This is a genomic window from Thermobifida alba, from assembly GCF_023208015.1.
GTDB lineage: Bacteria > Actinomycetota > Actinomycetes > Streptosporangiales > Streptosporangiaceae > Thermobifida > Thermobifida alba.
The window spans coordinates 4,162,243-4,174,684 of sequence record NZ_CP051627.1 but is presented as its reverse complement, the minus strand read 5'-3'; the positions used below and the strand labels follow the sequence as shown (position 1 = coordinate 4,174,684).

Genomic DNA, 12,442 nt, shown 5'->3' with positions numbered 1-12,442 from the left:
CGCCCATACTTTAGTGGGGTGGCCCCTGGCCGGTTCGACGGGGGCTGCGCGCACGCCGCCGCCGAGCGGTCCGGACACGTCACCGCCGGGACGCCTCCGCCGCCCCGCGGTCACGCCCGCACCCCGTCCGGCCCCCGCTCGCATATCGCATTCCCCCGTTGCGAACTAGGATTCCCCCACCTCGTACCGGAGGCGTTATGGGAACGATAGGCAGAGAGTAAAAGCCCATCCCCCCGATCCGACCACTGTCGACCTGGTGATCAAGGACATGAACGAACACAGCCCAGAGATACTCCCCAACCTGCTGCGCGAAGACGCCTTCCCGACGGTCCGCAAGGGCGGATACGACAAGCGTCAGGTCGACGACTTCGTCGTCCGCAACCACAACCAGCTCCGTGACCTGCAGGAGCGGCTGGCCCGCGCCCACGACGAACTGGAGCAGCTGCGTCGTGAGCTCGCCGAGGCCAAGGCCAAGGCCGCGGTCAAGCCGGAGCACGAGCAGATCAGTGAACGGCTGGCCAACATCCTGCGCATCGCGGAGGAGGAGGCCGCGGACAAGCGCGCCCAGGTCGACAAGGAGGTCGAGGAGATCCGGGCCAAGGCCGAGGAGGAGGCCAAGGCCAAGGTCAAGAGCGCCCAGGAGCAGGCGGAGCGGATCGTCAACGGCGCCCGGGACGAGGCGAAGGAACTGCTCACCTCCACCAAGCAGGAGGCGGAGCGGCTGCGTGACGAGGCCGCCAAGGAGGCCGAGCGCAAGCTGAACGAGGCCGAGACCCGCGCGAACAAGATCCACGACACCGCGGACCGGCGTCTGAAGCGGCTGACCGCGACACACGGGGAGGCGCTGCGCCGCCTCAACGACATGCGCGACACCCTCGCCGAACTGCTCCAGGCCGAGGCCAAGGCCGGGGTGCTGGACGCCGGGCTCAAGCGCTCCGACTTCGAGAGCGGCTCCGCGGACGCGGCCAAGCCCGCGGCCGCCAAGCCGTCCGAGTCCGCGCCCGTGAAGCCCGCCGAGTCCGCCGGCCCCGCCCAGGAGGCCCAGCGCGCGCCGGCCTCCTCCGACGACGAGGCCACCACCCGACTGGCCCCGGCCGACAACGAGGCCACCACCCGACTGGCCCCGGCCGACAACGAGGCCACGGTGAACCTGGCTCCTGAGGAGCAGCCGAAGACCGGTCCGACGTCGCAGCCGGTGCGTCCGCTTCCGGGACGCCCGCACGGCTTCCGCTACGCGGGCCCGGCGCCGACCGACGACGAGGCCACGGCTCCCGTGCCGCCCTCGGCCGCCGGGCTCACCGGCGTGTACCGCCACCCCGCGCCCACGGAGCAGACGGGCACGGACTCCAACTCCTCGTGACGCGCGGCGTCGCGGCACGGCGAGGGGGCGGGACCCGTCGGGTCCCGCCCCCTCGCCGTGCCGGGGTCACAGGTAGCGGCGGAAGCCCTCGGCGGACACGCTGAATCCCATGGCCAGGCAGAACTCGCGGGCGCTGCCCTGACTCTCGTGGGCGAGCATCTCGATCTTGTAGCAGCCGGCCCGGACGGCCCGGTTGACCGCGTCCTCCAGCAGTGCCCGGCCGATCCCGGTGCGCCGGTAGGCCGCGTCCACCACCACGTTGTCGATCACCGCCCACGGCTGGGCGTCGTGGGTGAGGTTGGCGATCACGATGAGGTCGAGGGTGCCGATGATCTGTCCGCGGCGTTCGGCCACCAGCACGGTGCGTTCGGGGTCGTTCTCGATGCGGGTCCAGGCCCGGACGGTGGCCGAGGACATGCGAACGGTGCCGCTCTGCGTGGGGGCAGCCTCCCCCAGGTCACGCAGGAGCCGCAGGATCGCGCCGAGGTCAGACCGGATGGCCGCACGGATAATCATGGCTCCCGGAATCGTAGCCCACAGCGGTCACAAGCCGGACGATGCCCCACATCAGCCCCATACTCACGGTGACGGGAAGTGGACCGGAGCACTGCGGGGAGTCCCGGTTCCGGATGGCAGCGGGGAACCGGGCACCGACCAGGGATTCCGGCACTCCACCGGGGCGCGGCCCGGAGAATTCCCCCGTACTTTTCCGAAAAATCCCTTTGGCGAGGTTGTCGAATTTCCCGCTTCCACCGGTTTCCCGGGAGTCAAGAGAGGGCCAATAAATCACAGGAGGCACTTTTTCCGAGCCGATTCCATCGACGTCCTCCCCGGGCCCCCGGTGACCGATTCGGATCAGTTCCCCAATCCTCCGATTCATGGGATGACCGGATGTATAAAGTCCACGTTAACTCGCCCTGTGACCTCTCCGTGACACTCCCGAACCCGCCTGCTGACAGGGCATGGCCCGATAACGGGCGAACCGGCGCCGACTCTCCCCGGCCAGATGCCCCGACCGCTTCCACCGCTCCCCGGCCCGCCCATCCAGACCTTCCGATCCGCTCGCGTCGAGACCCCCGCGACGATCGTTTCGGCGAGACACGCCGATCTGCTTTTTATATCCGTCAATCAGAGCACCCCTGTGTTTCGGTGGGCAGCGTCATCCCCTTCCGCACAACGAATGTGTCCTTTGTCCACAAATCGAGGGAAGACACCATGTTCTGCAACGAGGGTTTCGGTCGGTCACAGAGAGAAAACGCCCCGCGCCTCATCGGCCGGGCCGCCACGGCCTTCTCCGCGCTGACGCTGGCCGCCACGGTCAGCATCGCGACCGCCACCCCGGTCACGGGTGCCGCGTACCGCGTGGACCCGGGAGCGGACTCCTCTCAGGAAGAACAGCACGTTCGAGGCAGCCGGGGCGGTGACAGGAGCCGCAGCAGCACCGCGGAGGAGGCGCTGCGCCACGCCGAGAGCAAGATCGGAGCCCCCTACCGCTGGGGGGCGGCCGGCCCGGACTCCTTCGACTGCTCCGGACTCGTACAGTGGTCCTACAGACAGGCGGGGGTGACGTTGAAACGCACCACCCACGACCAGGTCACCCAGGGCAGGCCGGTCTCCCGGTCGCAACTGCGCCCCGGTGACCTGGTCTTCTTCTACTCCGGCCCGAGCCACGTGGGGATGTACGTCGGCGACGGCAGGATGATCCACGCGCCGCGGCGCGGCAAGAACGTCCAGGTCGTCCGCATGTCCGGCCACTTCGACCAGAACTTCCACTCCGCACGCCGGGTCGCCTGATCCACGCCGAAGCACCCGCCGCCCCGCCCCGAGCGCATGCCGAGTCGCCCGGAGCGGTCCCGGCGGGGACCCCGCGCCGCCGCCCGTCACGCGCACCGGCCCCTCCCTGAGCGGATCGGAGGACGCTAGTGTGACGGGCGGCGGTGCGGAGGGTGGTGGCACGGTGACCGGAGCCGATTCCTACGACGTGATCTGCGTCGGCGAGACGATGGGGCAGCTCTCCCCCGCCTCGCCGACCCCGCTGGCCGAGCAGCCGCCGCTGCTGCCGCGGATCGGCGGCGCGGAGTCCAACGTCGCCTGCGGGCTCGCCGGACTCGGCCACCGGGTCGCCTGGATGAGCCGGGTCGGCGACGACCCCTTCGGGCGGATCATCACCCGGACCCTGGCCCGCTACGGGGTGGACGTGACGCTGGTGGAGACCGACCCCGAGCGCCCCACCGGCCTCTACCTCAAAGACCCCGCTCCCGGCGGCACCTCGGTGTACTACTACCGGCAGGGCTCCGCCGCCTCCGCGCTCGGCCCGGACCTGGCCGAGCGGCCGGAGCTGCGCGACGCGGCACTGCTGCACCTGTCCGGCATCACCCCGGCGCTGTCCCCCGACTGCGCCGCGTTCACCCGGCGCCTGCTCGTCGAACGGCTCCCCGGCCTGCCGCCGGTCTCCTTCGACGTCAACCACCGTCCCGCGCTGTGGTCGGCCGAGACCGCGGCGCGTCCCCTCCTGGAACTGGCCCGCGCGGCCGACCTGGTCTTCGTCGGCCGGGACGAGGCCGAACGGCTGTGGCGCACCGCCACCGCCGACGACGTGCACGCCCTGCTGGGCGGCGCCGTCCGCCTCGTGGTCAAGGACGCCGAGGTCGGCGCGGTCTACTACGGGGAGGGGGAGCGGGTCTTCGTCCCCGCGCCCCGCGTCGAGGTGGTCGAGGCGGTCGGGGCGGGCGACGCCTTCGCCGCGGGCTTCCTCTCCGGCCTGCTGGACGGCCGCGACCCCGAGTCGTGCCTGCGGCTGGGGCACATCATGGCCGCCGCCACCCTGCTCAGCGTCGCGGACCTGGCGCCCTTCCCGCCGCGCACGGCCCGGGAACGCCTGCTCGCCCTGTCCGCGTCCGACTGGGCGGCCCTGCGCGTGCCCGACCCGGCGCTGTTCCCCCTCGACCCGTCCGCCCCTCTCTTCTCCGGAGCGTGATCCCGTGGACTTCACCGACCTCTTCGCCGGTCAGCAGGTCATGGCGATCCTGCGCGGCATGTCCGAGCGCGCCACCGTGGAACTGGCCAACCGCGCCTGGGACCTGGGCATCGGCCTGGTGGAGGTGCCCATCCAGTCCCCCGACGCGGTCCCCGCGCTGCGTGCCGCGGTGGCGGCCGGCCGCCGACGCGGCCGTGTCGTGGGCGCGGGGACCGTGACCACGCCCGCCCGGGTGGCCGCGGCCGTCGAGGCGGGGGCCGCGTTCACCGTCGCCCCCGGCTTCGACGGAGAGGTCCTGGCCGCCTCGCTCGCGGCGGGCCTGCCGCACCTGCCCGGAGTGGCGACCCCCGGCGAGATCCAGCAGGCGCTGCGCCACGGTGTCACCTGGCTGAAGGCGTTTCCGGCCGCGCAGCTGGGCGTCGGCTGGTTCGCCGCCATGCGCGGCCCCTTCCCGGAGGCCAACCTGGTGGCGACCGGCGGGGTCTCGGCGCACGACGCCGCGGACTACCTGACGGCGGGCGCCCGAGCGGTGGCGGTGGGGTCGGCTCTGGCCGACGAGGCCCAGTGGGAGAAACTCGCCGGGATGGCCGGAGGATGATTTCCCCGCAAAGGGAAAATACCGCGCCGAGCGTCACGGAAGAGCACGGGAAAAGAGCGCTCCGTCACCCTCGGCCGGGTCGGATTCGCCCCGAGGAATGGATCGCTGAATCCTCGATCCGGATCGATCCGGCCCGGACCGGAATGTCGAACTCGGCCCCGCCCCGCTCCGCACGCAGGATCAGCGTCGGATGCCAGGCCGTTCCCGCGTAGAGGGCGTAGCCGGTGTCCGCGTCGGCCTCCACCGCCACGACACCGCCCTGGTCCCGCAGCAGGCGGTGGGCGACCACCGCCTCGCACACCTGCCGGCGGCCCGACTCGTAGCGGACGGTCACCGGTCCGCCCGTGCGCGCGGCGAGGCCGCCCACGGCCCAGGCGAGGGTGGCGGACATGGCGGCGAGATGGTGCGGACGGATCGGCACGGCTGGCTCTCCACCTCCTGGAAGCGCAATTCCCACCCCAATGGTCATCCCCCGCACACCCCGTGTAAACAAAAGCCGCGTGAACGGCGTGTCCTCCTTTCCGCTCCGGACACCGCCGCGGGGGCCGGGACACGGTGAATCATTGCCGAGTTTTCATGTTTCGAGCTTGTTAAATTCCTGTTGATATGCGCGTAACATGCTTATCTTGGAGGTTGTGCTTCTCGTAGAACAGCAACGTTTACGGATCGGTACCCGCGTCTCCCCCACCGCCCGGGTCCACGCACTCCACGTGCGCGACCTGCTGGCCAAAACCCTTCCCGAGACTCCCGTGGAGATCATCCCCGTGGAGACCCCCACGGAGCGCCGCGTCGGCGGATTCGCCTCACCGCACGGTCGTACCGCCGCCAAACGGGAACTCGACAGGCTCCTGCTCTCCCACCAGATCGACCTCGCCGTGCACTGGATGAAGGAGGTCCCCGGCGACTCCCCCCTCCCCGAGGGCATCACCTTCGGCGCCTACCTCCGCCGCGAGGACGTCCACGACGTCGTCGTCTTCCGCGCCGGCTCCCCGTACCGGGCGCTCGCCGAACTGCCCGCGGGAGCCGGTGTGGGCGTCTCCTCCGTCCACCGCTGCGGGCAACTGCTGCGTCTCCGTCCCGACCTGCGCGTCCACACCACCCACGGGGACGCCGACAGCCAGATCGACGCCCTCGACGCCCAGGACGGGTACGAGGCGGTGATCGTGGCCCGCTCCGAGATCGCCCGCCCCCACCCGCCGCAGGAGCGGGCCGTGCAGACCCTCGACCTGGAGACGATGTGCCCGCCCATCGGGGCGGCGGCCATCGGGGTGACCTGCCGGATCGACGACGCCCCCCTCGTCGACCTGCTCTACACGCTCGACGACCCGGCCACCCGGGCCCGCGTCACCGCGGAACGCGCCCTGCAGCACGGTCTGCGCGCGCACTACGACAGTCCCGTCGCCGGTCACTGCCGGTCCCTGCCGGACGGGAGGCTCTCCCTGCGCGGAATGGTCTTCACCCGCGACGGCAGGCACCTGGTCGACGTGTGCGAGCAGGACGCCGCCAACCGGCCGACCCGCCTGGGCACCCGTGTCGCCGCAGCCCTGCTCAGCCGCGGCGTGGGCGCTCTCATCTCGCACTGAGCGCCCCCGCGGCCGGGGCACGCCCCGGCCGCGGGAACCTTCTCCCCTTCCCGCACGTCTGTTACAGCAGATCCGTTCGGGAGCGGGACAGGAGGTGCCGTGGCGTTCGTTCTCTTCCTCGCCGAAGCCCTCCTGTTCGTGGTGGACGGCGCCCCGCTGAGCCTGGGGCCGCTCACCGTGCTGGCGGCGCTGGCCGTCGGTGCGACCCTGCTGTGGCTCGCCGTCGCCGGCCACCGCCTCCGCACGGCGCCCGAGACCGAACCCCACGCCCGGGCCGGCGCGCTGCGCCGACGACACCAGCGCATCGGCGTCGTCGTCTCCGTGGCCCCCAACGTGCCCGGCAAACCCCGACCACGGGCTCCCGGCGCGGCCGTCCCGGCCGCGTAACCGCACGGGCCCGCGCCGTCCCCCGTCCTCACGGACGGGGCGGCTCCCCCTGCCCTGCGCGGCCTTTCGCCGATCACCCGTTCCCGTGACGAAAGGCCCCATGACCGTGTTCGGTCCGTTCACGGCGGTGCTCGCCGCCGCCCACACCCTGACCATGACCGTGAGCGACGCACTGGCCCCGTTCCTCGGCACGGCGTCGGCCGCGGCGGCGGTCGCCTGCCTCACCCTCGGCGTCCGCCTGCTCCTGCTTCCCCTCAGCTACCTCCAGGTCCGCGGGGAGAAGACCCGCGCCCGGCTGGCCCCCCGACTGGCCGCCCTCCGGGAACGGCACGGCCGTGATCCGGAGCGCCTGGTGGCCGAGACCCGGGAACTCTACGCCCGGGAGGGCACCTCGCCCTTCGCCGGCTGTCTGCCCGCGCTCGCCCAGGCTCCGGTGTTCACCGTGCTCTACGGCCTGTTCACGATCCCGGAGATCGACGGCGCCGCCAACGCCCTGCTCGCCCTCCCGCTGGCGGGGGCTCCGCTGGGGACAACCCTGCCGCAGGCGGTCGCGGGCGGGGCCGCCGGCTCCGTCCCGGTCTTCCTGGTGCTGCTCGCCCTGCTCGCGGCCCTCGCCTGGGCCACCCGGCGCTGGCTGACCCTGCCCGCCCTCGTCCAGCAGGCGTCCGGCGGACCGCAGGCCCCCGCCCCGGGCCTCCTCACCTACCTGCCGTTCACGACAGTGCTGGTCGCCGTGTTCGCCCCGCTGGCGGCCGGGATCTACCTGGCGGCGTCCACAGCGTGGACGCTGCTGGAGCGCCTCGCGCTGCGCCGGCTCGTCCGGGTCGGCTGAGGAGGCGGGGTGCGGGACCGGCCCGGCCCCGCACCCCGCGCCTCACCGGGTCCGGTTCTGGATCCACCCCCAGACCGCGGTCGCCGCGAACAGCACGGCTCCGATGACGAACAGCCAGAACAGTCCTTCGATGACCAGGCCGAGGATGGACAGCACCAGCCAGACGGCCAGCAGCACCAGGATGAGCTTCAGCATCGCGCCCTCCGGGAGTCGTCACGTCGGGGGTGGTTCACTCCGCCGTCCACTACCCCCGGTGTCCGTGTCATGCGGGCGGTCCGGCCGGATTTCCCTCCCCTCCTCCCGTGGGGACAGGACCGGCTGCTGGGCCGGGGCCACCGAGAGCTGGAACTCCCCCTCGTAGGTGCGCGCACCGGTGATGACCGCCTCGTTCATCAGCTCCTGGGCCTTGCGGGCGCGCATCGCGGTGGGGTCGCGGCGCAGCCCCTTCAACAGCGCCACGCACAACAGGAGCATCACGATCAGCCACGGCGCGGACCCCAGGATGGTGATGTTCTGCAGTCCGTCGATGGCTGTGCTGCCCCCCTCGCCGACGAGCAGCATGATCGCGGCGACCGCGGCGATCAGCAGCCCCCACAGCACCGTCATGGGCAGCTGCGGTTTGTCCACACCGCGTTGGGTGAGGGTGCCCATCACGATCGACGCCGAGTCGGCCCCGGTGATGAAGAAGATCGCGACCAGCACGGCGACCAGCACGCTCACCGCCGTACTCCACGGGAAGTAGCCCAGCATCCCGTAGAACTGCTCCTCGATCGCCCCCGAGGCGGCCAGGTCGATCCCCGACGACTGGAGGTGGATCGCGGCGCCGCCGAAGACGGAGAACCAGATCAGGCTGACCGCGCTCGGCACCAGGATGACGCCCGCCACGAACTCCCGGATGGTGCGTCCCCGGCTGATCTTGGCGATGAACAGTCCCACGAACGGAGCCCAGGAGATCCACCAGGCCCAGTAGAACACCGTCCACGTCGACAGCCACTCGGCGGTGGCGCCGCCGACCGCGTCGGTGCGCCCCGCCATCTGGAAGAAGTCCTGGAAGTAGGTGGCCAGCACGCTCGGGACCAGGTCCAGGATGTACACGGTGGGCCCGGCGACCAGGACGAAGAGCAGCAGCACCACGGCCATGACCATGTTGGTGTTGGACAGCCACTTGATGCCCCGGGAGATCCCCGACACCGCGGAGGCCAGGTAGCAGGCCATGATGATCGCGATGATCAGGAGGAGCAGGCCGATCGTCGTCTCCTCCGTCCAGCCCAGGCTCTGCAGGCCGCCCCCGATCTGCAGCGCGCCCAGTCCCAGCGAGCACGCCGACCCGAACAGGGTGGCGAGGATGGCGATCACGTCGATGGTCCTGCCGAGCGGCCCGCTCGCGGCCCGCTCCCCGATCAGCGGGATGAACGCCGCGCTGATCAGTTGGCTGCGGCCGTGGCGGAAGGTGGTGTAGGCGATGGCCATGCCGACCACCGCGTAGATCCCCCACGGGTGCAGCGACCAGTGGAACAGCGTGGTGGCCATCGCGGTCAGCGCGCGCTGCGACTCGCCGCCCCCCTCGGTGCCCGGCGGCGGGTCGACGTAGTGGGCCAGCGGTTCGGCCACACCGTAGAACATCAGCCCGATGCCCATGCCGGTGGCGAACATCATCGCGATCCACGACACCGTCGTGTACTGGGGCGGTTCTCCCTCCCGGCCCAGGGTGATACGGCCGTATCTGCTGAAGGCCAGCCACAGCGCGAACACCACGAACACCGAGGCGGTGAGCACGAACACCCAGCCGCCGTAGCGCATCAGACCGGCCAGCAGGCTTCCGGCGACCCCGGCCAGCGACTCGTCGGAAATCGCTCCCCACAGCACGAAGGCCACGGTGATGGTCGCGGCCGCGACGAAGACGACCCTGTCCGTCCGCGGGGCCCGTTCGGCCTCGGCGACCAGAGGCGGTTCCCACAGCAGGGCCCGGTTCTCGACCGGGGCGGCCGCGTTGTCGGATGATTGGTCATTTGATCGAACCACGACGAACCGGCGCGGGTGCGCCGCCTCCTTCGGTGAGAGCACGGAGCAGGAAATTGTGCCTCTCCCGACTTCCCCGGCCGTCCGCCGTTCATGCGTCCCGCTCCGAATCGTTCCTGCTCACACCGGGTCCGCCGACGCCTCCTCCAGCGGGATCAGCGGCCAGGACCGGCTGATCCGCGCGTCGGTCCGCCCCTTGCGCCGCAGGAACTCCTCGAAGGACGCGGCCTGGTCGGCCGCCGCGCGCACCTGGAGTTCGTGCAGCTCCTGGGGGGACAGGGCGGCCAGTCGCGCGGCGGAGCGGCCGATGCCGCGGGCCACCGCCGCGGCCGCCGCCGCGTCCGCGCCCGCTTCGTGGGCCCCGCCGTGGCGCACCCGGTAGTGGGTGCACAGCGCCTCCAGGTTGCGTTTGCCCCGGCGGTAGCGGTCGATGTGCCGGTCCAGGATCAGCGGGTCGATGACCGGGGCCACCGCGTCGACCCGTTCCGACAGCGGGACGACTCCGTGGCGGCGGCACTCGCGGTCGAGGATGGTGAGGTCGAAGGGGGCGTTCATGATGACCAGCGGGATTCCCGCGACCAGGATGCGTTCCAGGGTGTCGGTGATCTCCGCCACCGCGGCGGCGGCGGGCCGCCCCTCGGCGGCGGCCTTCTCCGTGCTGATGCCGTGGATCGCGGACGCCGCGGCGGGGATCTCGGTTCCGGGGTCGACCAGCCAGGTCCGCCGGGTGCTGAGGGAGTCGTCGGCGACCGTCTCGATGACCGCGGCGGTCACGACACGGTCGCGTTCGAGGTCGATCCCGGTCGTCTCCAGGTCGAAGGCAGCCAGGGGGCGCAGGTGCCAACCGGGAGAGGTCGGGCTGTTGTCCGTCATGCCGCGACTCTACTGGGCGACGGTGACAGAAAACTCCTGTTCACCGGGTCGAATGGGGCAGGGTGAATACCGTCGGGCGCCCCGGGGATACTCCCGGGCACACCAGGAGACCGTTCTCGGGGGGAAACCATGCACGTCGGCCTCGAAGAAGCCGCACGCCAACTGGAGCAGGCCATCCACGACGCCCGGGTGTCGTTCGACTGCATCGCGCTCGGGAATCTGGACCGCGCGCACACCCATGCCATCACCGCCCGCGCCGCGATCGACGCCGCCGAGAACGCCATCCGCGTGGCCCTCGACGCCCAGCGCTCCGAGGAGGACACCCGGCAGTCCGAGGGGACCGCTGAGAATCCCCCCTCCTGACCCGCCCTCACCGCGGCCCCGGGAGGGCACCGGCCCCCGGGGCGGGCGCATGCCCGCGCCCGGGGGCCGGCGACTCCTCGGCCGTGCCCGGTCAGCCCCAGGCCAGGGCCATCTCCTCGGGGTTCTCCAGCACCGCGCCGACGTCGCGCAGCACCTTCGAGCCCAGTTCTCCGTCGATCAGGCGGTGGTCGAAGGAGAGCGACAGCGTCGTCACCTTGCGGATCCTGATCTTGCCCTTGTGCACCCACGGCATGTCGCGGATCTGGCCGAACGCCAGGATCGCGGCCTCCCCGGGGTTGAGGATCGGGGTCCCCCCGTCGACGCCGAAGACGCCGATGTTGGTGATGGTGATGGTGCCTCCGGTCAGGTCCGCCGGCGGGGTGCGCCCGGCCCGCGCCGTCTCGGTGAGGCCGTTCAGGGCCCGGGCCAGTTCCGGCAGCGGCAGCCGGTCGGCGTCCTTGATGTTGGGCACCACCAGGCCGCGTTCCGTGGCCGCCGCGATCCCCAGGTTCACGTAGTGCTTGACGACGATCTCCTGGTTCGCCTCGTCCCAGGAGGCGTTGATCCGCGGGTGGCGGCGTACCGCCATGAGCAGCGCCCGGGCCACCAGCAGCAGCGGGGAGACCTTCACGTCGGCGAACTCCGGCCGCTGCCGCAGCCGTCGCACGGCCTTCACCGTCCTGGTGACGTCCACCTGGAGGAACTCGCTCACGTGCGGGGCGGTGAAGGCGCTGTCGACCATCGCCGTCGCCATGTGCTTCAGCACACCCCTGATCGGGATGCGCTCCTCCCGCGCGGTGCGGTCGGCGGCGGCCGGCGCCGGTTCGGCGGCCGCCGGCTCGGGGGCGCGGGGGGCCGGGGCGTGCGACTGGACCTGCTCCGCGTGGCGCCGCACGTCCTCACGGGTGACGGTCCCGTTCGGTCCGCTGGGGGTCACGGCGCGCAGGTCCACGCCGAGGTCCTTGGCGAGCTTGCGCACGGGAGGCTTGGCCAGCACCACCCTCCGGGCCGTGTCCCGTTCCGGCGTGGCCGGGCGGGGTACCGCGGCCGGTCCGGTGCCGCGGCGGGGGCGGCGCCGGGTGGCCCCGCTCTTCACCCCGTAGCCGACGAGCACCGGTTCGCGCTTCTCCTCCGCCGGCTGGTCGGGGGCTGGTGCGGTGGTCCGGGACTGGGCCGTCCGGGGAGCCCCGTCCGTGCCGCCGGTGTCCACCGCGATGATCGGAGTGCCCACCGCCACCGTGGTTCCGGCCTCCACCAGCAGGTCGCTCACCCGGCCCGCGAACGGGCTGGGCAGCTCCACCACGGCCTTGGCCGTCTCGATCTCGCAGATGACCTGGTTGACCTTGACCTCGTCACCCGGTTGCACGTTCCACGACAGGATCTCGGCCTCGGTCAGGCCCTCGCCCACGTCGGGCAGCGTGAACTGACGGATTCCCTGTTGAGTCATGCC

14 protein-coding genes are annotated in these 12,442 nt (G+C 71.8%); 8 read left to right on the top strand and 6 right to left on the bottom strand.

The genetic code is table 11. The annotated features are described in order from the left end of the window. Positions 1–268 precede the first annotated feature (268 nt). The gene (locus FOF52_RS18640; protein ID WP_248591201.1) at positions 269–1,360 is read left to right on the top strand and encodes a hypothetical protein; all 1,092 of its coding nucleotides are present in this window, start codon (positions 269–271) and stop codon (positions 1,358–1,360) included. 66 nt (positions 1,361–1,426) lie between these two features. On the opposite strand, the gene FOF52_RS18635 is transcribed toward FOF52_RS18640, so the two are convergent. Then, a complete protein-coding gene (locus FOF52_RS18635; protein ID WP_248591200.1) occupies positions 1,427–1,876 on the bottom strand; it encodes a GNAT family N-acetyltransferase in 450 nt (149 codons plus the stop codon). Between the two features lie 699 nt (positions 1,877–2,575). On the opposite strand from FOF52_RS18635, the gene FOF52_RS18630 reads away from it, so the two are divergent. The 3 genes from FOF52_RS18630 to FOF52_RS18620 all read left to right on the top strand — a co-directional run bounded on the left by FOF52_RS18630 (position 2,576) and on the right by FOF52_RS18620 (position 4,935). Continuing rightward, on the top strand, positions 2,576–3,154 hold the full coding sequence (locus tag FOF52_RS18630) for a C40 family peptidase (RefSeq protein WP_248591199.1): 579 nt from the start codon (positions 2,576–2,578) through the stop codon (positions 3,152–3,154). A gap of 163 nt (positions 3,155–3,317) precedes the next feature. Further along, positions 3,318–4,337, top strand: a complete 1,020-nt coding sequence (locus FOF52_RS18625) for a sugar kinase (RefSeq protein WP_248591198.1) — start codon at positions 3,318–3,320, stop codon at positions 4,335–4,337. Between the two features lie 4 nt (positions 4,338–4,341). Then, complete coding sequence (locus FOF52_RS18620; protein WP_248591197.1) at positions 4,342–4,935, top strand: bifunctional 4-hydroxy-2-oxoglutarate aldolase/2-dehydro-3-deoxy-phosphogluconate aldolase; 594 nt, start codon at positions 4,342–4,344, stop codon at positions 4,933–4,935. 64 nt (positions 4,936–4,999) lie between these two features. On the opposite strand, the gene FOF52_RS18615 is transcribed toward FOF52_RS18620, so the two are convergent. Next, positions 5,000–5,356, bottom strand: a complete 357-nt coding sequence (locus FOF52_RS18615; protein ID WP_248591196.1) for a hypothetical protein — start codon at positions 5,354–5,356, stop codon at positions 5,000–5,002. 214 nt (positions 5,357–5,570) lie between these two features. Between FOF52_RS18615 and hemC the strand changes: the two genes are divergently transcribed. The 3 genes from hemC to yidC all read left to right on the top strand — a co-directional run bounded on the left by hemC (position 5,571) and on the right by yidC (position 7,737). Next, positions 5,571–6,518 carry a hydroxymethylbilane synthase gene (hemC, locus tag FOF52_RS18610; protein WP_248591195.1) on the top strand — a complete coding sequence of 316 codons (948 nt, stop codon included), beginning with the start codon at positions 5,571–5,573 and terminating at the stop codon, positions 6,516–6,518. A gap of 99 nt (positions 6,519–6,617) precedes the next feature. Then, positions 6,618–6,905 (top strand): DUF6412 domain-containing protein, encoded by a 288-nt coding sequence (locus FOF52_RS18605; RefSeq protein WP_248591194.1) that lies wholly within the window; start codon positions 6,618–6,620, stop codon positions 6,903–6,905. 100 nt (positions 6,906–7,005) lie between these two features. Then, positions 7,006–7,737, top strand: coding sequence for a membrane protein insertase YidC (gene yidC, locus FOF52_RS18600; protein ID WP_248591193.1), 732 nt, complete (start codon positions 7,006–7,008; stop codon positions 7,735–7,737). Positions 7,738–7,779: 42 nt separating this feature from the next. Here the strand turns inward: yidC and FOF52_RS18595 are convergent, their stop codons facing one another. From FOF52_RS18595 to FOF52_RS18585, 3 genes are all read right to left on the bottom strand, one after another. Further along, entirely contained in the window at positions 7,780–7,932 is a 153-nt protein-coding gene (locus FOF52_RS18595; RefSeq protein ID WP_248591192.1) for a DUF7554 family protein, read from the bottom strand. Positions 7,933–7,950: 18 nt separating this feature from the next. Then, entirely contained in the window at positions 7,951–9,801 is a 1,851-nt protein-coding gene (locus FOF52_RS18590) for a BCCT family transporter (RefSeq protein ID WP_248591191.1), read from the bottom strand. Between the two features lie 75 nt (positions 9,802–9,876). Then, the gene (locus FOF52_RS18585) at positions 9,877–10,629 is read right to left on the bottom strand and encodes an exonuclease domain-containing protein (RefSeq protein WP_248591190.1); all 753 of its coding nucleotides are present in this window, start codon (positions 10,627–10,629) and stop codon (positions 9,877–9,879) included. A 129-nt stretch (positions 10,630–10,758) separates the two neighbouring features. On the opposite strand from FOF52_RS18585, the gene FOF52_RS18580 reads away from it, so the two are divergent. Next, positions 10,759–10,992 carry a hypothetical protein gene (locus FOF52_RS18580; RefSeq protein ID WP_248591189.1) on the top strand — a complete coding sequence of 78 codons (234 nt, stop codon included), beginning with the start codon at positions 10,759–10,761 and terminating at the stop codon, positions 10,990–10,992. A gap of 91 nt (positions 10,993–11,083) precedes the next feature. Here the strand turns inward: FOF52_RS18580 and FOF52_RS18575 are convergent, their stop codons facing one another. After that, complete coding sequence (locus FOF52_RS18575; protein ID WP_248591188.1) at positions 11,084–12,439, bottom strand: dihydrolipoamide acetyltransferase family protein; 1,356 nt, start codon at positions 12,437–12,439, stop codon at positions 11,084–11,086. Between the last annotated feature and the right edge of the window lie 3 nt (positions 12,440–12,442).

Bases quoted from the DNA above. Each gene is read 5' to 3' on its own strand.
- FOF52_RS18640 (WP_248591201.1), top strand. From the start codon at position 269: ATGAACGAACACAGCCCAGAGATACTCCCCAACCTGCTGCGCGAAGAC.
- FOF52_RS18635 (WP_248591200.1), bottom strand. From the start codon at position 1,876: ATGATTATCCGTGCGGCCATCCGGTCTGACCTCGGCGCGATCCTGCGG.
- FOF52_RS18630 (WP_248591199.1), top strand. From the start codon at position 2,576: ATGTTCTGCAACGAGGGTTTCGGTCGGTCACAGAGAGAAAACGCCCCG.
- yidC (WP_248591193.1), top strand. From the start codon at position 7,006: ATGACCGTGTTCGGTCCGTTCACGGCGGTGCTCGCCGCCGCCCACACC.
- FOF52_RS18595 (WP_248591192.1), bottom strand. From the start codon at position 7,932: ATGCTGAAGCTCATCCTGGTGCTGCTGGCCGTCTGGCTGGTGCTGTCC.
- FOF52_RS18585 (WP_248591190.1), bottom strand. From the start codon at position 10,629: ATGACGGACAACAGCCCGACCTCTCCCGGTTGGCACCTGCGCCCCCTG.
- FOF52_RS18580 (WP_248591189.1), top strand. From the start codon at position 10,759: ATGCACGTCGGCCTCGAAGAAGCCGCACGCCAACTGGAGCAGGCCATC.
- FOF52_RS18575 (WP_248591188.1), bottom strand. From the start codon at position 12,439: ATGACTCAACAGGGAATCCGTCAGTTCACGCTGCCCGACGTGGGCGAG.